A 24,762-nucleotide genomic window follows, 5' to 3' on the forward strand; every position below is an offset into this window, starting at 1 on the left:
CAAAAACAGTATTATACTACTTTATTTGCTTTTTCAATGTCTCTCTAATCCACTCTTTATTTACTCTTTTTGTGAAACCTAGAAGCAGTTTTACAGCATTGACTACATCATTTAAGTTAAGTACTTCTATTGGAGAGTGAATGTACCTTGTTGGTATGGATATTGTACCAGCTGGTATTCCTTCTCTAGTCAACTGTATCGCTGATGCATCAGTTGTACCGCCGGGTAATACCTCAAGTTGATAAGGTATTTTCTCTTCTTCAGCAGTTTTGATCAATAGTTCTCTGATTGCTGGGTGTGCAATTAATCCTGTTCCGCTTCTACCATCCATGATCTTTATGGCTGGTCCTTTACCAATCCTAGTAACATACTCATCCTCAGGGACGCCAGGTATGTCGGAAGCTATTGTCACATCAAGAGCTATACCTAGGTCTGGGGATATAGCGAATGCGGCTGTTCTCGCTCCCTTTAACCCCACTTCTTCTTGTACGGTCGCAACAACGTATACGTCTACAGGTTGTTGTCCGTCAAGAGCTTTGAAGTACTCGATCATTGTTACAACACCGACTTTATCATCAAAAGCTCTACCGGTAACTACGTCGGGATTACCTAGTTTTACTACGTCTCTCTCGATAACAGCTATGGAGCCCACTGTTACACCAAGTTTCTCTGCCTCTTCTCTACTAGATACCCCGATATCAATAAATAGATCTTTCATAGGTGTAACTTGTTTAGCTTCCTCGGGCTTCATTATGTGTGGGGGCTTTGAGCCTATAACACCTCTTATAACCCTCCCCTTAAGGGTTTTTACTAGAACTCTTTGCCCAGGTAATATACGTTCACTCCAACCACCAATGGGTGTAAACTTTAGGAATCCCTCTTTCGTTATATGCTTAATCATAAGACCGATCTCATCCATATGAGCGGCAACCATAAGTTTTCCTTCGCCACCACCCTTCTTAACAGCAATAACATTACCCATTGCATCAATCCACAACCTATCAGCATAAGGTTCAAGTTCTTCAACAACGGCATTCCTGATCTCTTCTTCAAAACCAGAAGGAGATATTATATTACACAGTCTTTTAAGGATCCTATAAACACTCTTCTTATCGACAGTACTGGTCAATACAACCACCTCAAAGAGATCTCAGAGAGATAAAATAAATATCTACTTCCACTTGTCCAAAAATAGATTAGAATAGGTAGAGAACCCCCGGGTGATGAACAACCGCGGGACAGAAAATAAATGAAGAACCTTGGGGGCACTTCATCTGATCATATAATCATTAAATACCCCCAAATAGATCTTATAAGAACCCGTTTGTTTCATCAACATATTACAATAAAAACAAATAATCCCTCATAAAGAAATACCTTTTATAGTACGGGGGTCAGGGACCCGGGCAACAGGGCCGTACGGCCCATGGGATGAGCCCGTGGACGAATGGCACGGCTACACTTCTTCTCCATAAGAATGATAAACAAGGAAAAGTAGAGAAAAGAAAACCTGATTACGTTTTAAACAAATAGTTACTGTTGTAAGTATTTCTCAATTTTCTTTTCGACTTTTTTACTTACACTTGCTATTTCTTGGAGAAGTTGTTTCCATGTAATGCAATACCTTTTTTGTTCTTCCATAGATTTTCTCATATGGTTGGAGAGTATACTGTTTAGTGTGTCATAGCCTATTTCCTTAGCTATTTCGTGTAGTATGGTTTCTCCTACTATTCTCCAGGATTTTTCCTCGACATCAGTAAGAGGCATTGGTATTTTTGTTGGTGGTTTGTAGCCTTTTTGTTTCATTAATTCTTTAGCTTGTTTCATAATCTTCTTTACTCTGTCTTTTAGTTTCCTTATCTTGAGTTTATCAAGTAGTACCGTTGTTATGTACTCTGGAATAGCTTCTGTTAACCATGTTGAATCACTACTACATGGCTTGATGAATCCTCCCCACCATGTGTGGGAAAGTTCATGGATTAAATTCGCTTTAAGTGCATCAATAGTCTTTACATACTCTTTATCTAGGGCAATTAACGTTCCTGCTTTATACCCTCCTGTTTTATCGAGGAATACTATGTGATACTGGCTATACGGTGGTTCAACACCATATACTTCTTTGTATAACCCCTCAATTTCTTCGATGACATCATATAATTGTTTTGAAGGATACATTTGCTCGCCTACAATATATGAATAAACAGTTTTTCTACCAGAATACTCCGTCTTGGCAAACGGCCCTATGATGAATTCTAGAGCACTGGTTTTATATCCACTAGTGTAAATCCACTCCCCGTCTTCTATACCTTGGAACTCTAGTGAGGCAATAGCTACTAGTCCATCTCTTAATTTAAACCTCATCACACTAATAACGTGCTCACAAAGAATAAGGCTTTCAACAATGTTCTTGCACGCCATCGTAAATGGGTACCATAGTGTTTCCGCTCTACCTATATGGAGTTTATCCCTACTACCCCAATGACTTATTAGAAGAGGTTTAAGCAACCCTTCATATTTTATTCTAATACCATAGACTGGCTGTCTTAATAGTATATCGACGCGATTAACATCAACAACACCTACATCAGGATCCTTTGTCAGCGTAGATTTTAGTTCGAAGGGTGATTGCGTCAAAACTTCTTTAACAACAAGCCCAGGGTTAAGCCATAGACATTTCTCACCATCAATAGCATCTCTAAAACCTATTGTCACATCAAATACCAACTTATTGTCTACCATACTTATTCTCGCGACAACACTTGATGGAATAAGTTTCTCTAACAAACTAATATCACTCAACCTGGGAACCCCCTGCCATTGAGAATGCTCCTTGCTAGAAACAATATAGTCTCTTGAACAAAATAAAAGTAACCTTGAAGAATAATAGAGTGGTGTATTATACAGTGTCTATAGTAAATAAGTACATTATATTAAGGGAATGTTTTACCGGCCATATTAAAAATAAAAACATCGATCTAAACCTTACTCTAGGTGTTTATAACTATGGTTTTTGGTTTAATGGTAAAGAGGGTATAGTTATTCTTGAAGACAAAGAGCCAGTCATAGCTATCATTAATATCAAGACCAGGCAATACAAGATCTACTCTGCAAATAAGTGTAGTGATAATTATATTGATAAATTAGAGTGGACTCTAGGGTTAAAAGAAGATCTAAGCGAGTTCTTCAAAATAGCCAAAAACGATCTGTTATTGAGTTTATTTGCTACGAAATATAGTAGATGGCGCCCTAGATCAACCAGTTTATGGTGGTCTTTAGTTATTGGTGTCTGTCAACAAAACGCTAGTTTTATACAAGGATGGAAAATGCTCTACAATATCATAAAACTTTACAACAGAGCCGTAGTTATTAACGAAAAGAAGAAAACAATAATACCTCTACCACCATCACCCGAGCATATATTAGCTGAACCTGAGATCCTTGTGAAAGCAAGAGTGGGCTATAGAGCAAAAACTATAGTCAATATAGCTAAACATATCCTGAAAGAAAACATGGAGACCATAGAAAGAACTAGTTCGGTTGATCTAGAGAAGAAGCTGACAAAAATCAAGGGTATTGGTCCTTATACTGCACGTCTAGCATTAGTCCTCGCTTTTAGGAAGTATGATCTCCCTCCAGTAGATAGGTGGTTGAAAAAGATTATAGCGCTAGTATACAATGTTGATGAAAGACACGCTGAAGAAGTATGGGTTGACAAGTGGGGTAAATGGAGTGGACTTGCAGCATTAGCCGTAACAATAACTCTCGACGCAGAACCTCTAACTAGAGCTCTTGAAAGAATAAAGAATAGAAAACTATTGCCTGAAGACCAAACCAGTAAACCCACGCCATTGAATTTATGGCGTTTTCTTAAGTAGAAATAAAATTCTTTCTTTAATCCCTCAACTGAAATAATAAATAAGGAAATAACCAGAACCATCTGGTGCTTCTATATTGGCGGAAGATAGAGTGCTTGAGCTAAGATGGGATCCCATTTTAGGAGAATGGGTTATGGTTTCTAGTATCAGAGAGAAAAGACCGTGGAGACCCCATGGTTTTTGCCCATTTTGCCCTGGGGCTCCCGAAATGGGATATGGGTGGAAAGTAAAGATTGTAGAAAATAAGTATCCTATGTTAATAGAGAACCCCCCTCCTGTAAAGAAGCACTGGTTTTATACAAAGAAAGAGTCCCGTGGGAAATGTCTTGTTGTAGTGGAAACTCCTGTACATGACCTCGATGACTTAAGTGACCTAAGTATTGACGATATAGGACACGTTATTCGTGAAATAAAGAACGCGCTTAACCATTACAGAGACAAGCATTGGGCGAAGTATTTCTTCTGGTTTCGCAACAAAGGAGAGGAAATAGGCGTTTCACTAAAACACCCACATAGCCAAATATACATACTCCCCTTTATACCCTCAAAGATTGAAAGAGAACTCATTAACTCCAAAAGGTTCTTTGAGAAAGAGAACGAATGTCTTTTCTGTAAAATAATATCGGTTGAAAAGAAAGATAAAGAAAGAATAGTATTTGAGACCAAGGAGTGGATCTCTTTCATACCGTTCTATGCCCATTGGCCTTTTGAAGTACATATATATCCTAAAAGACATATCCAACTGCTCACAGAACTTAACGATAAGGAAATCAATGAACTTGCTATTACCCTGAAAACTGTTCTTCAGGGTATCAAAAATATTTTTGAGAGACCAATGCCGTACATGATGGTTTTACACCAGGCACCATTAGATAACCATTATCCCTACTATCATCTCCACATAGAAATCTATGGCATATACAGGCCTTCGGGTAAAATGAAGTATGCAGCAGGAATGGAGACTGGTGGAGGAAACTTTACATATGATTCCATGCCCGAAGAAAATGCTGCAAAACTACGTCATGTAATAAATAGTCTTTATAAAAACAATTATGAGAATACTTCGTGTAGACAAGATATGGTGAAGTAGTTTTGCACAATTCTGTCATGAGGGCAATAAAGTTCTTTAAAGAATACTTTGGTGAAACACCACATAAAATAGTGTCTGTTCCAGGAAGACTGGATTTTCTTAATACCCATCAAGACTATAAGGGGCTACCAGTGGTCTCCATAGGTGTTAATTTAAGATGCTTTACCGCTATAGCAAAAAGTAGTAGCGATAGAAGTATTGTCGTATCATTTAATTTGAGAATATATAGGAAAAAATACTATGACGTGTTCTCCGTGAAGAACATTGGCTCTATAGAAAAGAAATTGTTTAGTAACTATCTTAAATCATGCGTGAAAGTGCTCATTGATTCAGGTTATAGATTAGAAGAATTCAAGGCTGGAATATATAGTGATGTACCCATAGGAGCTGGTATGGCGAGTAGTGCCGCACTAACCACCAGTTTTATTGGTGCACTAAATAGTCTCTTTAACTTAGGGCTCTCGAGGAAAGATATTGCAGAATATGCATATAAGGCTGAACATGATGTGCTCGGTATACCTTGTGGTAGATTAGATCAGTATGGCTGCGTGTATGGAAACATATCATTGATCAATACGAAACCTCCTTATAACGTGGAGCAATTACCGAAACTAGAGGGTGTTTTTGTTGTTCTTGACTCAGGTATAAAGCATAGTACAGCCAAAATACATCCACGTCGCCAAGAGGAAATAAATACCGGCTTAAGACTGCTTCTCACCCAAAACATACCAGATAGTTTAAGGAGAAAGCTTGGATACAACTACTGGGAACCAGAATGGGGTTCTCTTAGTCTAGAAGAGCTAGCTCCCTATCTTAGTAAGTTGCCACCTACGCCACGGAAAAGAATAGTATTTACGATCAAAATGCATAAGTCTACCATTGAAGCCTTAAAGATACTTAGGGGCAACGCTGTAGACCACGATTTTCTCGAAGAAGCAGTATCTACCGTACGTCAATTCTTACAAGAGGAAGTTTCGTTAGAAAACAAAGAGGAGCTCATAGGTCTTATAATGACTTATCAACATATACTTCTTAAGGAACTCTATGATGTTAGTCTACCTATACTAGACAAACTCGTTATAGAATCAATTAAAGCAGGAGCTTATGGAGCAAAACTAAGCGGTGCCGGGCTAGGCGGCGTAGTAATAGCTTTAGCCAGAGACTATAACGTGGCCAAGAACATAATTAAAAAAGCATCCATTATAGGGGCTAGACAAGCCTGGATAGTTGAAGTAGATGACGGCATAAAAGAACATCAAATTGAAAAAATTCTCTTGTAGTCTCAGCGTTTGTTTTTCTTCCGTAGCCCCAAATATGCCGCTATACTGTGTCTGTTAAGATATATATGGATTATTGATACACCCAATGCTATAAATGAGAAGTATGTATGTAGTTCAGCAACAGTTCTCAAACTCACTCCTCTAACAATCTTATAGAATAATTCACTAGAACCCATGTATAACACTATTCCCGTTAATGCTGTAGCAATCCATGCAACTAATAGCGTAAGAGAAACTATTCTCCTTACCATGAAGATATTCATGCAATTCACCCCTTATCTTATTCTATCTTATTCCTCCTTCACATAGATTTCTACGTTAACTTCCTCTTTATCTCCGAATGGACAGTTTTGTCCATAGAAAAACGTGACAGTTACTGTACCGTTACTATTAGCTTTAACAATAAGCTCTCGTACAAGCGTACGTGAATCCACAAGTTTATTACCCGTATCATTGATAACTTCTACACCACCACTGACGCTATATTCTAATCTCCAACTTGAGTAGGGGCAAGGTTGACTGTGTCTGAAATACACTCTGATTGTTATCTTAAACTCACTCCCTGGCTTAACTAAAACAGCCCCTGGCGTTACTTCAAGCCTATCTGAGCCAATGTTTGAACATGCAATTTCTTTTAATACCGTTATTATACCCTCGCTTTCACTACTAGTGGTACTAGTTGTTGTAGTTATGCTTGTTGTTGTTTCACTAGAAGATACCATACTTTCTATTGCTGGGATAACTATGTTAGTTAATATTGGCAGTATTGCTATAAGTAGTCCAATAGCTATCACAATAATTAATCCCCTATCCACTCTAAATCACCACATGGCTTCTCTCAAAGCAAATACGGCTATTGTATAATAATAAATCTTAGCATGAATAAACTGTTCCGGAACATTCATGAACTTATCTGAAGAAACATGCATCTTTTTACCAAGTTTACTCTTTACCTAGAAGTTCTCTAACAGTTTTCCTTACGGCTTCATATGAGTTCCATCGTGGACTCCATCCTATTGACTTTAACTTACTTATATCTAGCAACATTAACTTAACATCACCAGGCCATCCCCGTCCATCTGGTGTTGTCTTAACGAACACGTATTCCACGTTCTTTAGCCCCATTTCTTCCACAATAATATCGGCTATTTTAATGACCTGTATCCAATCACTGCTACCTATGTTAAATACTTCGTAGTCATTATTACTCTCTTTAACTAAATAATTAAAAGCATGCAGTGTTGCATCAACTGCATCATATACATGTAGATAACTCTTTTTCTGTGTACCATCACCTAGTATTTCTAGTCTCTTGGGGTTTTTCTTGAGCTTGTTTATGAAGTCTATTATAACGCCATGATTTGATCTCGGACCTATTATGTTTGCATATCGAGCTATTAGGACTTTGAATCCATAAAGCTTTGCGTAGGAGATATATAGTGCTTCACAGGCAAGTTTTGTTGCCCCATATACTGATATTGGTTCAAGAGGATGATAATCTTCTGGTGTTGGTATAATTTTTGCTTCACCATACACTGTTGAAGAACTTGCAAATACGTGGTATTTAACATCGTGTTTTCTAGCTGCCTCAAGGACATTAAACGTGGCATAAATATTTTCGTTAAAATGACTACGTGGGTCAACACTAGAAACCCTAACTTCAGGATTTGCTGCAAAATGAAAAACTACATCTGCATCCTTAAATGAATCAACCCACTGTCCATTAGGATCTTTTAAATCTGCTTTTACAAAACTAAAATATCCCTTACCCATATGCCTGGATAAGTTATCTAGCCTACCATTACTTAGATTATCCACCACAATTATTTTCTCGGCCCCCCGTCGCGAAAGCTCATCAACTAAATGACTACCGATAAAGCCTGCTCCACCAGTTACAATAACCCTATTAAGTACCCCACTAACATCTGTCATTACCAACCACTTCCCGTTAAGCTTACTTCCTTAGAGAAACCATATCAACACATAATAATTAAATGTTACTAAACACACACGATACTACAATTCACATCCATAAACCCAATTAATAATGATCTGAGAAAGATTTTTCTCTAAATACATTACTTTAACATTTGTGTGAAAAGATCTTATGAGGGGGATTTTATGAGGATAGGATTGTATGGTTTTGGTTCAATAGGTAGGTTATTAGCAAAAGTTGCTCTTGAAAGAGGGCATGAAATCGTAGCAGTTATTGACATAGATCCGAAATTACAAGGTAAAGACGTGGGGGAAATACTTGGGATCGAGCCTATAGGCGTCTATGTTACTAGCTCTATAGATGAGCTGGCAGCAGCCGACGTGGTACTACATGCAACAGGTTCTTATCTAGATAAAGTATACGATCAAATCTTGAATGTTATTGAAATGGGTCTTGATGTTGTATCTACTTGTGAAACCCTAGCTTACCCCTACTACAGATACCCTATTCTTGCCAGAAAACTTGACGAGAAAGCAATAAGTTACGGTGTAACAGTTCTTGGAACTGGAATTAATCCCGGGTTCTTACTTGATACACTACTAATAGTATTATCAGCATCCATACCTTCGATCAAAAAGATCAAGGCAGTAAGAAGCCTTGATGCATCAAAGAGAAGACTACCATTCCAGAAGAAAGTAGGCATAGGGTTAAAGCCAGAAGAATTCAGAAAGAAGCTTGAAACAGGAGAACTCACAGGACATGTTGGTTATGCTGAGTCAGTATTGCTCATAGCTGATGCTGCTGGTATTCAGTTATCACGTGTAGAAGAGAAACAAGAACCTGTTGTAGCCGAAAAAGAAATCACTATCGGGGAGAAGAAAATAACTCCAGGAACAGTCATTGGAATAAAAGGTTACGGCAGAGGATTTATTGGAGACAACGAGATTATCCGTATAGAGTTTCACGCTTATGTCGGTGCTGATGAATATGAGAAAATAATTATCGAAGGAAAAGACTATGATATAACATGGACTAGTTCTGGTACACCTGGTGACATGGGTACAGCATCTGTACTTGTATCAATAGCTGAAAACATAACTAAACTCCCTATAGGCCTTATAACAATGGCTGATATAATACCATTTAAACCATTTCTCTCAACAAAATAATAGAAATCATTATCCTTAATTACCATAATATTTCATAACAATTTTTTCACACCAACAATAAATGCAGGCATGATAGCTGCATAGAATAATGCATAGCCATAGATAGGTGCATGATATACTTTAACAACAATATGAGCTACCAATATTATAGACATTATTATAGCAACAGTCACTATATATACAATACATTTCCTCCCAAATGCCTCCTTATTTATTTTCTTTAAATCTTCACGATACTTAATATATAACAATGCACCAATGGATAAGCCAGCAATCTTGTAAGATACACCAAGAGAAAAGAGAACCCCGCTTAACAAACTCAGACAAGACGTCAGTAAGCCTAAGATTATTAGTGATTTTTTAAACCAAGATTTTGTGAGAAAATACACAATTAATGTAATCATTAAACCAACGGCAAAACCCCCTAAGACATCAGTTACGTAATGTACTCTTAGTGCGACACGCGACAATGCTATTGAAAACGTTACTATGGTACCAAGAACAATAAGACATCTTTTTCTCATAGTTAATATAAGCATTGACCAAAAACTAGTAGCTACTTGTGTGTGTCCACTTGGGAAACCATAGCCTTCAGCACTATCTCTCCACAAGCTTTCAGGCGGTCTGGGCATTTTGAAAGCGTTCTTCAAGATAATATTGGTAGCTCCCGACAGCATTATCGTGTAAAATAGTATGATACCTAAATCAGCATCAATAAATACCAATACTAGTAAAGAAAAGACCACGTAAAAATATTCTTCACCTAAACTAGACAAGAGCTTCCATATAAGAACATTATCAGTCAAAATAGCACTGATTAACAATATTACTGTAACTAATGATATACCGTACATTACTAATTCTATTATTCCCAGCTTCAACCCATGGTTCGTAACACGAAATACCATACATACACAGCCTCCGGCAATTATCTGTTATGCAATTGATTAACAGTAGTATAATATTACAATCTATTGTTCTCTTTTTCGCTTACTCCACGACATAGCTATTTTCTTCAAGCAAGCATGGACTGCCAATACTGCTATTGGTAAAAATAATGCCTCAAGCAATAATATATGTGTTTTAACTATTATGTAAGGATATATTTTTTCCAAAATACCTTCTAAACCCATTTTAGCACCCAAGAATCCTCCAATGAGCTGTGTAACAGACAGGGCAGGCACAAATCTATAACCCATTACACTAATTATCCCATAAGCTAAAGCAACGAATATTGCTGGTGCTATATACGTTATAACTACATCAGCAGTAAAAGTAGAGTATACTGCAACGATTACCCTATCTCCCAAAGGATATTCTATGGAACTACCATAATAATGTCTTGATAATTCCCCGGCCCGAACCCATTCTCGACACATCCCCAAGCTAATATACTTAGTTGAATTACCTACACCACTTTTTTCATAACAAACACCAGTAATATGCACATAAACGACTGTACCATAAACATCTTCGGTATAATTTACAGGACCAATTTTTCTTGGTGGATAAATTATTTCCTGTTCAAGAAATACGTTGTATCCTCTAGCTACAGTGTAGCCAAGAATATACGCCATTCCGAAAGCAACAATAATCAAAATTGCCGTCTTAATATATCTTGTCCTTCTTTGAATAACTGTCTCCACTTCCATCAACCCATTTTCTCCGAATTAATTTACTAGTTACCGCTAAATAAGTATATTAATTGTTTTTAGAAATATTACTATTATCTAGGACTCCCAAATAATGTCCCGATAGGATGATGAACGACCAATCTACAGATCATCTTAATATTTGGTGAAGAAAAACGCCCTTTCTGACATTCTTCATGACTGTATATTGAATAGACATGCCTCCTCATCTTTGATCATTGATATATTCTTTCCCAATAATTCCTCTAATAAATACTGGTAGAATGTGCAGCAGGTAACGTTTCCAAAATGTTTGATCTTAATTACAACATCGTTATTTATGAACGTAACCCCAGCCAATTGTGCGATACCAAGAGACTCCAGCAATTGAACAAGTACTTCTGGTTCTAATTGAGTTTTCACAATCGCCATGATGTCTTCGGCAATTCCTTTCGCTAATTTCCTTAAATCCTCGCTATTCATTGTAGATAGTATATTTATAACCTTATCAAAAGGAAGGATTACTGTTTTCTTTTCAAGTAAGTATGGAGGATATGTAAAGCTGTTTATAAACATCTTTGTAAACGGTTTTTTTGACTTAAGCACTTCGACGAGCTCTACACCATCAATATCAGCCACTTCACCTGCTATCTTCCATATATTTCGTTCCTTCTCAGTAACAAGTACGAATACGCCCAGAAAACCTTCACTAACTCTAAAAATCTGTGTCTCAAGAAGCACTATTTTACGATTAGTCGTAAATATTTTGATTATATCCTTTAACGAATCGCTTGTACAGAAGACACGTATACCAAATATAAAACCGTCGCCAACAACCCTAATAGGCGATGGGTATGGGGCTTCATAGAAACTTTGTCTTCTAGGAACAATATAGTTTCGCAACTCGGGCAGTCTCTCACTAATAATAGACCTAAAGTACTCTCTTAATGATGGACGTAGCTCTATGTCACTCAACTAACACACCACATGTCGTATGTTAACATCAAGAAGATAATTATATTTAGGGTTGGATAAATCTATTGCACTAAGGATGAAGAGAGCCCGGGTCTGACACGTGATGAACGCGCTCTTCACGGACTTTCTCTTTTATGTAGAAAATTCACAAACTAGTAGGTGGTTAATATGAAGAGAATCACAATAAGTGACCTCTTGAATTTCGATATTAATACCGTGGAGAACACTATTAAAGAGTTTATTCGCGAAATTATAGAAAATTCTGGCGCAAAAGGTGTTGTTATAGGATTGAGTGGCGGTGTTGATTCAAGTACAGCAGCAGCTTTGGCGGTAAAGGCACTCGGTAACAATAGAGTGCATGGACTAATAATGCCTGATCCAAGGACTACACCTGAAGCCGATGTTAAAGATGCTATAGACCTTGCCAAGAAACTAGGCATAAACTATACCATAATAGATATATCAAAGATTTACGATTCTTTTGCAGAAAATATACCGTTTTTCAATGCAGACCATAATATTGCATGTGGAAACCTTAGAGCGAGAATTAGAATGATACTACTATACTACTACGCTAATCTAAACAACTACTTAGTTCTAGGATCTGGCGATAGAAGCGAGATATTAATAGGATACTTCACAAAGTATGGTGATGGAGCAACTGATCTCATGCCCTTAGGATGTCTATATAAGACACAGGTTAGGCACCTAGCTAAGTATCTAGGTATACCAGAAAAAATATACAATAAACCAAGTAGTCCAAGACTATGGCCTGGCCATATGGCAGAGGAAGAACTTGGTATGAAGTATACTGAAATAGATCTTGTACTCTATAGTTTATTCGACCTTGGCTTAAAACCTGAGGAAATACCCGAAGCCACAGGAATTAGTATTGAGAAAGTTCAGAAAATAATCGAATTACATAGAAAAAGTAGGCATAAAAGAGGGACTCCACCAATACCATCATTACCTAATGTTCCAGAACCTATTAAAGAGTTATAGGGGAAAGTTTCTAAATCTATGAAATCATACTAATTACATACTTTTATGTAAAAGCTAATAAGGCTCTATTAATATACGGTACTCATTTTCACCCGGATTAACATAGATTTTCTTTCTTGTCAAACTATGTATCCATAGCGAAGTAAATGGTCTTGTAATAATATTTAGCACCGTATCAAATCCATTATTAATTTCTATTGTTATTTTAGGCGAGCTAAACGTCATCCATTCTTCAAACGCTATTTTGTAGGTACTCCCTTCAGCACTTATTTTTAAGTCAAGGTTCTCTATAACTGCCTTGATTTTTCCTTCAGTATGTTCAGTAGTAATGATAACTGGTTTTTCAAAACCAATATCGATCTCTGGACCTATTTTAATTAATATTCCCTCGAAGACTACTTTAGGTAATTCACTATATTCTATAACAATACTTGTTTTTCCACTTAATTTCACTACGGCTTTTTGAAAACCCGTCGCGTAGCAATGCTCGGCTAAATATTCTCTTCCGCTAACAACGACTCTTCCTTCCTTTACTTCAACTAGCACTTTTAAGCCGCTATATTCTTTAACACCACTGCCTTTATACACTTTTGTAACTCACCTAGCTACCCCTACATCTAAGACCTTCATATAGTATTAGTTAACTGGTTTATCTTCCTTAAGTAGCAAGCATAATTAGTAGTAAATACATGGTGAAATGCTATGAGATTCCTAGCAATAACCGATATACATGGAAGAACTAATGTTGTAAACAAACTTAAAGGCGTTATTAAAAACAATATTGACTATGTTATTGTTGCTGGGGATATAACACATTTTGGAAGCTTAGCTGAGGCACTAAGAATACTATCAAGTCTAGCAGAAATAGCGCCAGTACTCTTTGTACCAGGTAACTGCGATCCCCCGGAACTTCTTAGACATAATTCTTTCAACGGAGATATCTATAACGTACACAATAAAGTAATACAAGTAAATGAATACAGTATCTATGGAATTGGAGGCAGTATCATAACACCTTTCAATACATTCATAGAATATAGAGAAGATGAACTAACAAAATTCCTTAGCCAACTCAAAGAAATCGATCCTAGCAAGACAATCATTGTAACTCACAATCCACCATACGGTATACTTGATAGAACATTTTCAGGAATTCACGCCGGGTCAAAGGTATTTAGAGAATTTTTAGAAGAGAAAAAACCATTATTATGGATAACAGGTCATATCCACGAAGCACAAGGTGTTGAAAAAATTAATGGGACAACAATTATTAATCCTGGGCCCTTGTTTAAAAGATACTATGCATTAATTACTATCGAGAAAAACACTATTGACGTTAATATAAAACGGTTCTAAGTTTTAAGAACATTAATAAATTCTTTTAGATCATTGACTACATAAGTTGGATTATATTTACTGATCCTTCCATCATTAGGCCTAGTGACTCCAGTTAAAACAAGGAGTGTATCAACACCGGCTCTTCTACCGAGCTCTATATCTGTATCAAGTCTATCGCCTACAACAAGTATCTCATGCTTATTTACATGATGTTTCTTTAGAATGTAGTCAATAACCCATGTATTTGGTTTACCTGCAACGAAATCCGGGCTCCTTCCTGTAGCTACCGTCAAAGCACCGATTATGGAACCCGCACCAGGTTCTTCACCTTTTTCCGAAGGATATGTAGCATCAGTGTTAGTTGCAATAAATAATGCACCCATCCTAATATAATGGGAGGCCCTAGATAATTTGTTGTATGTTAGGAATCTATCAATACCAACCACAACTGCATCAACAGTCTCCTTGTCAACAACCACATGAATACCTTTGAGTACTAGTTCTTCTACTAAACCATTCTCACCTACTACAAACACTGTATTCAAATTCTTGGACACCAGATACTCTGCCGCTAGGAAACCACTTGTTAATACGTCTTCATAGTTAATGTTTAGCCCAAGACTCTTTAGCCTATCGAAATACTCTATTCTTGTCCTAGATGAGTTGTTTGTGAAGAACACTATTCGTAGTCCTTGTTCTTGCATGAATTTAATTGCTTCAATATTTTGTCTAAGAGGCTCTTTACCACGCCAAACAACTCCATCCATATCCATTAATACAAGCTTATACTTAATCATTTCATTCAACCCTATTTCCCTGTTTTAAGGATATTATTTTAGAAAATATTTTCTCAATAAACACGTCTTTATTATCCGAGAAAACATAGGTTCCACGAGGATCTTCTTCTATACTATAACAATTCCACAACATTACCTCGTCAGTCCTAATAATTTTTGCATAGTAAGCATAAGGTGTCTTTTTCGCACATACTATAAAGCCTTTATCATTAAGCAATACAAACATATCATAATCATCCTGTTTCTCATGCAAAACTTTTTTGAATAGATTTTTGGAAGACATTTTTATCTTCTCAACAATATCCCCAGGTATACTATACATCAATACACCACCTATTCTAGTGACCTTATGCTGGCAAAATAAGTGTAAGCGCAATTGGTACAAAGAGAACGTTAATGAAGTCAATAATCATTACTTTATAGAATAGTTTTTCTAAAAACCATTTTAGCCTCCATATACTATTACCCATTAATGGCGCCTTGAATACTATGTTATTATAATAGAGCTGCTCCTGTGAACAATTATCAAGAGATTGTTTTACTAACTCCCTCGTCTTTTCCAAAAGTTCTCTACTTAGCTGAATGGGTTTGTAGACTTCTCCCGAGAAAACACCTGTTTCACTATGTTCATCATTAGTAATTACTTCCGCTATATCGCACCCCTGCATGGTCATTTCCTTGATTAGTTCCTCTCTTACACCAGGCTCCATATTGTTTCCAGGTATGTAGAGTATACAAGTATACTTTTCTCCAGTCTTCAGCGTGAGAAGCGTAATCTCTCCATTGACTACACCGGGAGTGTTATTTATCTTGCTTGATGATACACCTACACAGTAGTTCAGGTTCTGTATTTTGATTCTTTTTATGGAATCAACTACTTTGTCTATCAACGTAAATATACTGGTTATGTCGGGTTCAACTGTTAATTCACTATTATGCGAATCAATAACTACTATTGGTTGGATACCTTCTTCAACACTTTTCCTCCAAGCGTACTCTTGAATACTGTAGGGTAGATCGTCTATACCCCCATTTGTTCTAGAGAGAAAAACTAGTGCCATGCATGAGAAAAGACATACAAGTGCTTCCCATTCATTTACACGAACAGTAAAAGTGTCTATAGGAATGCACTCTCTTCCTTTCTTGCTACGGATAGCATTGCTTATTAGTTCAGCATATTTAATAGCATATTCTTTTAATGCAATGTTTCTATCATGACTGCCCATTCCATGTAGAATCAACGTCTTATACTCTTTTAGAAAACTGCTAAGAATTGATGGAAAATCGCTACTTCCGATTCTACCAAATGGACCATAATGTATGTCAGTATAGATTATTGCTGCATTACTTGTTGATATTATATGTGCTTGTATGTTTTTAAATACAGATAATCTCGAGAAGATCCTCTCAATAAGCTTCTCTCCATTGAGCTTATATCTTAGAAAACCTATACCAACACTTAATACATCTATACCCCTGATCTTATGCCTTGCGACATAATACGCTGTACCTATGCTTAATAAAGCTGGTATTACACCATAAACGAATATTATTACATTACTCTTAATAAACATAAACACTACAAGTGCCAAGAATAGTGAAGAAACCAACACGTAGGTTATGGTTTTTCTATTAAGACCCGATATTCCTACTATTAATATTGAGAGTAGACCAGATAAACTAGCCAAAACCACTGATACACTAGTTATACCCAGTAACTCTTTGACAACTAGTACAGGAAACAGTACAAGGACAAGTGAGAACAATATGTATCCAAGTACTCGTTTAACCGTGGAAAAAGGATTTTTTTCTACTAGCCCATACAGGTAAAGCAATAGTGCTGAGAGTATAATTAATGAAACAAATACTTTAAAGAAAACACCTAATATTGTATAAAGTACCAGAGATGTCAATACAATAAGAGCCATGATAACGGTTTTTGATGGTAGACTAAATAGTACTCTGTAATATTTCTGTACACTAGACCTGTTACCCACTACTAATCCTACCTCTTATCAGAGAGACCTTGTTTCTAGTTTATTAAAGTCTATACTGCATTCGCTTATGGAGTACTTACTCTTTTTCTTTTTTCTTCTTCACTTTGTAGTATGTTGCCGCTATGAATACTATTAGCGCTAATACGCCTCCTATTTCCTTTCCAGTTATAGTAGGCCAATAAGAGTATATTCCGAAGAAGACTAGAATTGAGCCTAGTAGCGTTAATGCAAAGTCTATGACTTTCTCGGCTAAGACATAGGAGAGCCCCATGCTAACTATGATTATGACTATGAGCGCGGCAATATTTTCTTCAAGACCAAGAGCTACTCCTGCTACCACACCCAGTATTAATCCTATAACAACCGATATAGCTGCTTTAACAATAAACCAACCTAGGAATGCTCCAACAAGGAAAGCAATTACTGATATTATTATTGCTTGAGATGTTCCTACGTCAAGCCATCGTGTTAACAAGATATACATTGCAACAGATATTACACCGCCTGAGACAATCATCATTATATATTTCAACAATGTTTTACCAATGAATGCGATAATTATTCCTCCTATAATCAGAGCTATTGTCACGTAAATACTGGCTTCACCAGTAATAATGGCTTCCTGCAAAAATATCCCCTCATTAAATAGGGCTTAATAGTGAAAATAAAACATTTACTACCATTAATAAAGAAGGTACAAGGATTATGGTGGACCGGCCGGGATTCGAACCCGGGACCTCCGCCTATCCCTGGCTTCGAACCGTGCGAGGGCGGCGCTCTTCCAGGCTGAGCTACCGGCCCACCTCTCTTTAACACACATACAATCTGGGGGCTTAATAATTTAGCATTCCATCTATTTATATAGTATTAACGTTAAGAAGTATTGCTTAATACACCCGAGTCCCTACTGACTAATCGAGGGGCCCGTGAGAAGATGTAGGCGACGGGCGGCCTGACAAGTGATGATCCATTGTAGCATTAATTCTCACGGGCCCCGAATATATGGTATGCCTATGAGGAGCAGCGGATAAACTGAATACCAAGAATACTTAATCACGTGATGAAACTTGCTTTCTGAGGCACTATGACGAAATAAAATGACAAGTTTATAAACCCAGTCCTGTAACAATATGGAATACGGAATAGAAAGAGTCTTGAGGCCGGGAGTGGGCCCGTAGCTCAGCCTGGTGGAGCGCCCGTTGGCCGAAAAGAGTGAGGCCAGGCGAAGCTGATAACCGGGAGGTCGGGGGTTCAAATCCCCCCGGGCCCACTTCTTCTTTGTTCCTCTACCTTAGTAGTGCCTTAGTAGAAATTCTTATAGATCAGAATAGTTACACCAATCTCTCTCCTCTTTATATTCTATTTATACTGTAATGGGTGGAATTGGTGGAAAAACACGTACTCACCGTAACTATAGATTTGAATGCTCTAGCTCATCGCCTTATTGGAAGCAAGAAACAATATATTAGACCACAAGAACTGGCTTACGAGCTGAGTATTTCCGTGAGATCCGCAGGTAAACTTCTTTCTCGGTTAGCAAAGATGGGATATGTTGAGAAGTGGAGTAAGAACCTCTATAGAATAAAACATTGATATTTAAGTAAAAATAATTGTTTAAGCTAAATCTTTAATGTAATCGATTACTTTCTTTAAGTCTTCAACAAGCGCAAAGCCCATCATGCCTATTCTTACAAGTTTATCAGCATACTCGCCTAAACCTGTTGCAATAACGAAACCATATTTTTCTTTAAGCTTTTTAACAACATTCTTTGCTCCATTAACTTCTATTACCGCAACACTATAAGCACGTATACTTTCGTCTTTTACCAGTGGTTTGAGACCTTTTTCTTCAGCATAACTATATACTTCTTTTGCTCTTTCTTTATGCAATTCGAAGTAATTCTTGACGCCATAGTCATGAATTTTCTTTAAACTAACATACAGACTAACGACATTATTTATAGGCGGTGTTGTCACAGTCCAACCATACTTGTCCTTGTATTCTATATACTTACATAAGTCCATGTAAAACGGTGTTTTCACTTTATCTTTCTTTTCATAAATTAAATCAACCATTTTCTTATCTAGAGCAATAATCGATAGACCAGGGTATGCACCTAAGCATTTCTGAGGACCCGTCACAATAGCTCCAAGACCCCATTCATCCATTTTTATTTCTTCTGCACCAACACTGGATACACCATCAACAATAACTATCGAACCTGTTTCCGCCGCTGCTTTACCTATTTTATCAAGATACCTTACAGCCGTACCAGCACTAGTTTCATAATGTACTACACCAACAACATCATAACCACCTTCTTTAATCTTGTCAACTACAATATCTGGATCACTAACACTTCCTAAAGGAGCTTCAATTGAATCAACATTACTGGTATATCTTTTAACGATCTCCTCCATCCACGTACCAAAGAAGCCATGTTTAATAACTAAGACGCGATCTTTTGGCGTGAGAATATTAATAAATACAGACTCTATACCGAGCGTAGAGGAGCCAGGCATCAATATTACTTTGCATTTTTCAGAAGCGCCAACAATTGGTTTCATGAGTTTTTCAATATTATTGTATAGTAGAGAAAATTCTTCAGAGCGGTGACTAAACACACTTGTGGATGACGCTTTTTTCACTTCGTCAAGCGGGTCTACAGGGCCAGGTATAAATACTTTCTTTATTTTATTTATCATTTTAATTGGGTCGGACAAAACATTCACCCAAAACCCCTCCCAACACCATATAAACTGGTGACCAAACGACTATTATTTATTACCATAACTATGGACATAATATTAAACTACTTAAAACGAATTATCTTTACAAAAACAATTTACTTATTAACAAATCAGTTGATATAACAAAATACTTGCCATGAACGTAGCCCAGTATGTTCTCAACAACGGGGCATTTCCATCTAAATACTAGTATGATCTTATTGGCTAACGCAATATCTTTTAGTTCCTCAAGCTTCTCGATAATACAATCAATACCAATGGGGTTCCTGATGAGGATTAAGTCATTGTCTCTTATCGCCTTAAATAATTCAAATGATATGTCAGCAGGTTTATTAAGTACATGATAAACAAGACTGGTTTCCATTAGTGCATCTTTGAGGTCACCCAAAGATTGCTGAAAACCTATCAAGTCGTTATATATGTATACGTTAACATCAATATTCTTTTCAGCAAGCATAGTTATGAAGAGTTTATCAACCCATAAACTAGCCAAGCTACCAGGAAAATACGCTAATGAAGAACCTGACGGCATATAGTCTATTACTTTGAGTACCTCTAGACCAGGCGGTGCGGGATTAGATAGTATGGATGATAACTTCGTGTAATCTATATTGTCTGTTTTACTCTCAATAAAAAACCATGGGTCATCAACAAGTATAGATAATATTATTGTTCTTGATAAAACATCTTCTATACCCATACTCCTTATGGAACTTGTAATCGATAAGGCAATATCGTATAGTTTCTTTGTCATCAAGAATATTCTTCTCCTCAACGACAATAGCTTCTTTTTACTATCAAATAAGTTGATAAGTTTTAGAGAACCATAATGTATTTCATAAAGAGGTTTTTCACCAATATTATCTACAATATATTTAAAAATTATTTTTACCTCATTATACCCCAAATCAACAATTTTAATAAAACGATACAATCTCTCGATTAAACAAAAAATACAGTCAACAGATAATTTCATTCTTTCACCATTTATTATAAACAACATCTAGTGCTCTTGCTACTTCTACTTCATTAACAACATAAACCAGACCTTGTTCAACAACTATGTCACCATCTACAATAACTACATCTGGTAAATACCCTCTAGCGAGAATGGTTTGTGGTGCGTGTTTTAACAATGGTGCTTTTAATGGTTTTCTAGCATCATATATGGTTATGTGTGCTCTTGCATTTTTCTCTATAAAACCATTATCAAGACCCAATATCCTGTACGGGCTTGTCAGTACTTTAATGATGTCGACGAACCCATATTTTCTTAATGCATGAGAAAGCAATGCATTTACATTAACAGTGTTCTTCAGATAAACAATACTGCAATGGGGACTTATTTCATCATAGCAAATCCTTTCTCTAGGTAGATCACTATCTACTTTTATTCCATAGATCGACTTATTGTTAATAATGTTTCCATAAGAATTAAACAAGTTCTCATCGCCCATTATTGCAATAGGTATTGAAAGTGTTTTCGCTACATCAATAGCTAGCTGAATATACTCCATGTTTTCATTGTAGATCACCGGCAGAGTAATGCCGTTAGCTAAAAGCTCGTAAAAAGCTGCTTTAATGAAGCCTTTGATCTCTTCTTTACTAAATACACTAAGATCATATTTGTCGGTTATACCCCTAAATGGGTATAATGATGGCGTTAAGGCTACAGAATACCCGTGAATTACAATAGCTTTCTTATCAAAAGTATAATGGAGCTCACTCAAACTATACTCTACCGGTGGCTCCCGTCCAAGATCACCTATAGTGTTTTCATCAATGTAGACAAACCCTTCTTCAAATACACCGTTTTCTCTTACGTAATATACTTTATCTATTAGTATCCTGACACCCAATATTGTTCACCACTATTATGATTGACGTATAGATCATCATTTTTCCATTACCAGATTATTTGTTTACCTATGTATAAAGGTGGTAAAGAACATTAAATATGCATTGCATATAGCTAAGTGAAGGGAATAATAATGGAGTGTATTATGTTTGAGATACGTTTCAAAAAGCTACAGAAACCTATTGATCACGGAATCGTCGCCGGGATAATTAATCCCTGCATAAAAAACGATCATATAAAACCAATGATAATAATATATGCCGATGAACACCCTATTGGTGAAATGCTTGAAGTAAGTGTGCTAGTAGACAAGTACATAGAATTCACTTCCCCTTATTTCCTGATCATTGAAGCCGATGTATACCAAGCAGAACTTCTAAATCCTGAAAATGTAAAAGAGCTTGCAGAGAAATTAGGTATACGACGTTACTTCTTAAGCAAATGGAATATAATAGATTTATACATGGTGACTCAAATAATAGAAAAACACTCTCTTGACACATTTCTTAGCAATATATTGAAAACCAGAGCTAGCGAGAACCCGTATGTTCAAGGGCTTATAAACTATTTACGGAGAAATCCCCAAGGAAAGGATCTTCTTGTGAAAACAGAAACTGGTTGTAAACTATGTTCTGAATAGCAAGGTTCTACAGGAATTATGATAACATTTTTATCAAATAACGATAAGAATAATAGACATGGTGTATTGTTTTGAATGGCTGGCTAGGAGTTCTATTAAGAATAGACCTTACTAGAAATAAGATTATTAAACAAAAAATAGAGCCAGATGTTCTAACAAAATTCATAGGTGGACGAGGTCTCGCAATAAAAATTCTTTGGGACGAGCTACCACCAGGAGTTGATCCATTATCTCCTTACAATAAACTTGTTATAGCCGCTGGACCCCTTAGTGGGTTACCAGCCCCCTCATCAGGAAAACTCGTTGTAGCAGCAAAGAGCCCGTTGACAAATGGTTATGGTGATGGAAACGTTGGTACATGGGCTTCCGTAGCATTAAGAAAAGCTGGCTACGATGCTATAGTCGTTGAAGGCAAAGCAAAGAAACCTGTTTACGTATACATTGAGAATGATAAAGTAGAAATTAATGATGCCTCAGACCTATGGGGGCTTGATACATTCAAAGCAGAAGACGAGTTAATCAAAAGACATGGAAAAGACTCGGGTGTACTACTAATAGGTCCTGCTGGAGAAAACATGGTAAGATACGCCACAATAATATCGATGAAAGGGAGAAGCGGTGGACGTCCTGGAATAGGCGCTGTCATGGGCAGTAAGAATTTGAAAGCTATAGTAATCAAGGGATCAAAAGAAGTACCATTAGCTGACAAAAAGGCTTTTACAGAATTATCAAGAAAAGCGTATGAAGATATTCTATCAAAAGAAAACTACGACTTCTGGAGAAGACAAGGTACAATGGCCACTATTGAATGGGCTCAAACAAACTCTGTTCTACCAACAATGAACTTTAGAGAAGGAATATTCGATGACTATGATAAGATAAGTGGTTCCTACATGGAGAAAATCAAAGTTGAACAAAGAGGATGCCCGTACTGTAACATGCAGTGTGGAAACGTAATACTTGATGAAGAAAAGGAGAAAAGCGAACTAGACTACGAGAACGTGGCAATGCTCGGAAGCAACATCCTCATAGGCTCTCTAGAGAAAGTAGCTGTTCTCAATAGACTATGTGATATGCTGGGTATAGACACAATATCAATGGGCAGTTCTATAGCATTTCTAATGGAAGCCACCGAGAAGAAACTTATCAAAGACGGTATCGAATGGGGCGACTTCAAGGCAGCCAAACAACTCATCATAGATACCGCATATAGACAGGGTCTCGGTGCTCTAGCAGCAGAAGGCACAATGAGAATGAGCATGTATTTACGCAATGGATCCGAAGAATGGGCAATGCATGTAAAAGGCCTTGAAGTCTCAGCTTACGATTGCCATGCTGCACCAGGTATGGCCCTAGCCTATGGCACCTCACCCATAGGCGCCCATCACAAGGATGCCTGGCTCATAGGACTAGAAGTGAAAATGGATAGAGCCGCTTACAACCGTGAGAAAGTAGAGAAACTCATTGAATGGCAGAGAATTAGAGGAGGATTATTTGAGACATTAACAACCTGTAGACTACCATGGATCGAAGTAGGTCTTGACCTAGAATACTACCCCAAACTACTGAGTTATGCAACGGGAGTCACATACACGCTCCAAGACATATACACTGTAGCTGATAGAGTCTACACGCTAATAAGATCATTCTGGATACGTGAATACAATGGATGGGATAAGACATACGATTATCCTCCAATGAGGTGGTTCAAAGAGCCATTAACTAAGGGACCATATAAGGGATGGAAACTAGATATCAACAAGTACGATAACTTCCTAAGAATGTACTATGAGATGCGTGGATGGGATGAAAGGGGTATACCAACAAAAGAGACGCTTGAGAAACTTGGTTTAAGCGATGTTATACCTGTTCTTAGTAAAATTGTTTCACTAACCTAAGTAAACATGGACATTAAAACCCGCTCATCATTTTTCTTTTTCTCTACCAACTATTCTTTAATTCCTGCGAATCATGTACTATTGAGGTAACTGTAATTGTGACTACAGGTGTTGAGTATGATGAGAAACATCAAAATAGAAGAGCTAAAGTTCAAGGGTAAGGTCGTTTCTGGTATAGGGGAAGGGAGGAAATATGTAGAAATCTATAGTAGCGTCATAGAGGATGTTCTTGGAATAAAACCTTTCCCCGGAACATTAAATATAGATGTGGGAAAAGATTTATCACCCATTCTCTCTAAACTTTGTGCATTCACTATACCACCACCATCACCTAAGTATAAACCCGTTTTAGCTTTCATGGGTGCTGTGGAGGGTGTTAATGGTTATTTTATAAAACCTTACGCGAGTATTCATGGAGGAAATATAATTGAATTCATAACATCAATAAATATGAGGAAGACCAAAAACCTGAAAGACGGTGACACTGTAGAGCTTGTTATATATAAATTCTCGTTTACTACATAG

At 37.0% G+C, this 24,762-nt stretch carries 26 protein-coding genes and 2 tRNA genes; 11 read left to right on the forward strand and 17 right to left on the reverse strand.

All coding sequences use genetic code 11. The features are described from left to right. Window positions 1-16: 16 nt before the first annotated feature. Both J4526_00815 and J4526_00820 read right to left on the reverse strand, forming a co-directional pair. On the reverse strand, window positions 17-1,129 hold the full coding sequence (locus tag J4526_00815; protein ID WFO75475.1) for a M42 family metallopeptidase: 1,113 nt from the start codon (window positions 1,127-1,129) through the stop codon (window positions 17-19). Window positions 1,130-1,533: 404 nt separating this feature from the next. After that, window positions 1,534-2,799 carry a hypothetical protein gene (locus tag J4526_00820; protein WFO75476.1) on the reverse strand — a complete coding sequence of 422 codons (1,266 nt, stop codon included), beginning with the start codon at window positions 2,797-2,799 and terminating at the stop codon, window positions 1,534-1,536. A 104-nt stretch (window positions 2,800-2,903) separates the two neighbouring features. On the opposite strand from J4526_00820, the gene J4526_00825 reads away from it, so the two are divergent. From J4526_00825 to J4526_00835, 3 genes are all read left to right on the forward strand, one after another. Further along, window positions 2,904-3,875 carry a hypothetical protein gene (locus J4526_00825; GenBank protein ID WFO75477.1) on the forward strand — a complete coding sequence of 324 codons (972 nt, stop codon included), beginning with the start codon at window positions 2,904-2,906 and terminating at the stop codon, window positions 3,873-3,875. Between the two features lie 133 nt (window positions 3,876-4,008). Further along, window positions 4,009-4,965, forward strand: a complete 957-nt coding sequence (gene galT / locus J4526_00830; protein ID WFO76264.1) for a galactose-1-phosphate uridylyltransferase — start codon at window positions 4,009-4,011, stop codon at window positions 4,963-4,965. A gap of 17 nt (window positions 4,966-4,982) precedes the next feature. Beyond that, window positions 4,983-6,245 (forward strand): GHMP kinase, encoded by a 1,263-nt coding sequence (locus J4526_00835; protein WFO76265.1) that lies wholly within the window; start codon window positions 4,983-4,985, stop codon window positions 6,243-6,245. A gap of 2 nt (window positions 6,246-6,247) precedes the next feature. Here the strand turns inward: J4526_00835 and J4526_00840 are convergent, their stop codons facing one another. The 3 genes from J4526_00840 to J4526_00850 all read right to left on the reverse strand — a co-directional run bounded on the left by J4526_00840 (window position 6,248) and on the right by J4526_00850 (window position 8,177). Continuing rightward, window positions 6,248-6,508: a DUF4405 domain-containing protein gene (locus J4526_00840; protein ID WFO75478.1), complete on the reverse strand. Its 261-nt coding sequence runs from the start codon at window positions 6,506-6,508 to the stop codon at window positions 6,248-6,250. Between the two features lie 27 nt (window positions 6,509-6,535). Then, window positions 6,536-7,060 carry a hypothetical protein gene (locus J4526_00845; GenBank protein ID WFO75479.1) on the reverse strand — a complete coding sequence of 175 codons (525 nt, stop codon included), beginning with the start codon at window positions 7,058-7,060 and terminating at the stop codon, window positions 6,536-6,538. A gap of 127 nt (window positions 7,061-7,187) precedes the next feature. Beyond that, a complete protein-coding gene (locus J4526_00850; GenBank protein ID WFO75480.1) occupies window positions 7,188-8,177 on the reverse strand; it encodes an NAD-dependent epimerase/dehydratase family protein in 990 nt (329 codons plus the stop codon). A 189-nt stretch (window positions 8,178-8,366) separates the two neighbouring features. Here J4526_00850 and J4526_00855 point away from each other — a divergent pair, with 189 nt between their 5' ends. Continuing rightward, window positions 8,367-9,350, forward strand: coding sequence for a dihydrodipicolinate reductase (locus tag J4526_00855; GenBank protein ID WFO75481.1), 984 nt, complete (start codon window positions 8,367-8,369; stop codon window positions 9,348-9,350). 32 nt (window positions 9,351-9,382) lie between these two features. Here the strand turns inward: J4526_00855 and J4526_00860 are convergent, their stop codons facing one another. From J4526_00860 to J4526_00870, 3 genes are all read right to left on the reverse strand, one after another. Further along, entirely contained in the window at window positions 9,383-10,258 is an 876-nt protein-coding gene (locus tag J4526_00860) for a phosphatase PAP2 family protein (GenBank protein WFO75482.1), read from the reverse strand. A gap of 63 nt (window positions 10,259-10,321) precedes the next feature. Next, window positions 10,322-10,996, reverse strand: a complete 675-nt coding sequence (locus tag J4526_00865; GenBank protein ID WFO75483.1) for a hypothetical protein — start codon at window positions 10,994-10,996, stop codon at window positions 10,322-10,324. 180 nt (window positions 10,997-11,176) lie between these two features. Next, window positions 11,177-11,956, reverse strand: coding sequence for a hypothetical protein (locus J4526_00870; GenBank protein WFO75484.1), 780 nt, complete (start codon window positions 11,954-11,956; stop codon window positions 11,177-11,179). A gap of 168 nt (window positions 11,957-12,124) precedes the next feature. On the opposite strand from J4526_00870, the gene J4526_00875 reads away from it, so the two are divergent. Beyond that, window positions 12,125-12,958: an NAD+ synthase gene (locus J4526_00875; GenBank protein ID WFO75485.1), complete on the forward strand. Its 834-nt coding sequence runs from the start codon at window positions 12,125-12,127 to the stop codon at window positions 12,956-12,958. 54 nt (window positions 12,959-13,012) lie between these two features. Here the strand turns inward: J4526_00875 and J4526_00880 are convergent, their stop codons facing one another. Then, complete coding sequence (locus tag J4526_00880; GenBank protein WFO75486.1) at window positions 13,013-13,546, reverse strand: hypothetical protein; 534 nt, start codon at window positions 13,544-13,546, stop codon at window positions 13,013-13,015. A gap of 114 nt (window positions 13,547-13,660) precedes the next feature. Between J4526_00880 and J4526_00885 the strand changes: the two genes are divergently transcribed. Further along, a complete protein-coding gene (locus J4526_00885) occupies window positions 13,661-14,314 on the forward strand; it encodes a metallophosphoesterase (protein WFO75487.1) in 654 nt (217 codons plus the stop codon). Here J4526_00885 and J4526_00890 read toward each other — a convergent pair. From J4526_00890 to J4526_00910, 5 genes are all read right to left on the reverse strand, one after another. Beyond that, window positions 14,311-15,093, reverse strand: coding sequence for an HAD-IIA family hydrolase (locus tag J4526_00890; GenBank protein ID WFO75488.1), 783 nt, complete (start codon window positions 15,091-15,093; stop codon window positions 14,311-14,313). The two genes, J4526_00885 and J4526_00890, sit on opposite strands and share 4 nt — an antisense overlap. 1 nt (window position 15,094) lies before the next feature. Next, window positions 15,095-15,376, reverse strand: a complete 282-nt coding sequence (locus tag J4526_00895; GenBank protein WFO75489.1) for a hypothetical protein — start codon at window positions 15,374-15,376, stop codon at window positions 15,095-15,097. 64 nt (window positions 15,377-15,440) lie between these two features. After that, window positions 15,441-17,090: a DUF2070 family protein gene (locus tag J4526_00900; protein ID WFO75490.1), complete on the reverse strand. Its 1,650-nt coding sequence runs from the start codon at window positions 17,088-17,090 to the stop codon at window positions 15,441-15,443. A 76-nt stretch (window positions 17,091-17,166) separates the two neighbouring features. Next, on the reverse strand, window positions 17,167-17,718 hold the full coding sequence (locus J4526_00905; protein WFO75491.1) for a hypothetical protein: 552 nt from the start codon (window positions 17,716-17,718) through the stop codon (window positions 17,167-17,169). 78 nt (window positions 17,719-17,796) lie between these two features. Next, window positions 17,797-17,891, reverse strand: a tRNA-Ala gene (locus J4526_00910). A 367-nt stretch (window positions 17,892-18,258) separates the two neighbouring features. On the opposite strand from J4526_00910, the gene J4526_00915 reads away from it, so the two are divergent. Beyond that, window positions 18,259-18,360: transfer RNA gene (locus tag J4526_00915), tRNA-Ile, on the forward strand. Between the two features lie 116 nt (window positions 18,361-18,476). Next, a complete protein-coding gene (locus J4526_00920; GenBank protein ID WFO75492.1) occupies window positions 18,477-18,683 on the forward strand; it encodes a hypothetical protein in 207 nt (68 codons plus the stop codon). 21 nt (window positions 18,684-18,704) lie between these two features. Here J4526_00920 and J4526_00925 read toward each other — a convergent pair whose 3' ends face one another. The 3 genes from J4526_00925 to J4526_00935 form a co-directional block, all read right to left on the reverse strand. Next, window positions 18,705-19,814, reverse strand: a complete 1,110-nt coding sequence (locus J4526_00925) for an alanine--glyoxylate aminotransferase family protein (GenBank protein ID WFO75493.1) — start codon at window positions 19,812-19,814, stop codon at window positions 18,705-18,707. A 109-nt stretch (window positions 19,815-19,923) separates the two neighbouring features. Further along, window positions 19,924-20,817, reverse strand: coding sequence for a hypothetical protein (locus J4526_00930; GenBank protein ID WFO75494.1), 894 nt, complete (start codon window positions 20,815-20,817; stop codon window positions 19,924-19,926). Window positions 20,818-20,821: 4 nt separating this feature from the next. After that, window positions 20,822-21,700 carry a hypothetical protein gene (locus tag J4526_00935; protein WFO75495.1) on the reverse strand — a complete coding sequence of 293 codons (879 nt, stop codon included), beginning with the start codon at window positions 21,698-21,700 and terminating at the stop codon, window positions 20,822-20,824. Window positions 21,701-21,844: 144 nt separating this feature from the next. Between J4526_00935 and J4526_00940 the strand changes: the two genes are divergently transcribed. The 3 genes from J4526_00940 to J4526_00950 all read left to right on the forward strand — a co-directional run bounded on the left by J4526_00940 (window position 21,845) and on the right by J4526_00950 (window position 24,762). Then, a complete protein-coding gene (locus J4526_00940) occupies window positions 21,845-22,339 on the forward strand; it encodes a hypothetical protein (protein WFO75496.1) in 495 nt (164 codons plus the stop codon). Between the two features lie 71 nt (window positions 22,340-22,410). Continuing rightward, on the forward strand, window positions 22,411-24,237 hold the full coding sequence (locus tag J4526_00945; GenBank protein ID WFO75497.1) for an aldehyde ferredoxin oxidoreductase family protein: 1,827 nt from the start codon (window positions 22,411-22,413) through the stop codon (window positions 24,235-24,237). A gap of 120 nt (window positions 24,238-24,357) precedes the next feature. Continuing rightward, window positions 24,358-24,762, forward strand: coding sequence for a CTP-dependent riboflavin kinase (locus J4526_00950; GenBank protein WFO76266.1), 405 nt, complete (start codon window positions 24,358-24,360; stop codon window positions 24,760-24,762).

It is taken from the genome of Desulfurococcaceae archaeon MEX13E-LK6-19, assembly GCA_029637525.1.
In the GTDB taxonomy this organism is placed as follows: Archaea; Thermoproteota; Thermoprotei_A; order Sulfolobales; family Desulfurococcaceae; genus MEX13ELK6-19.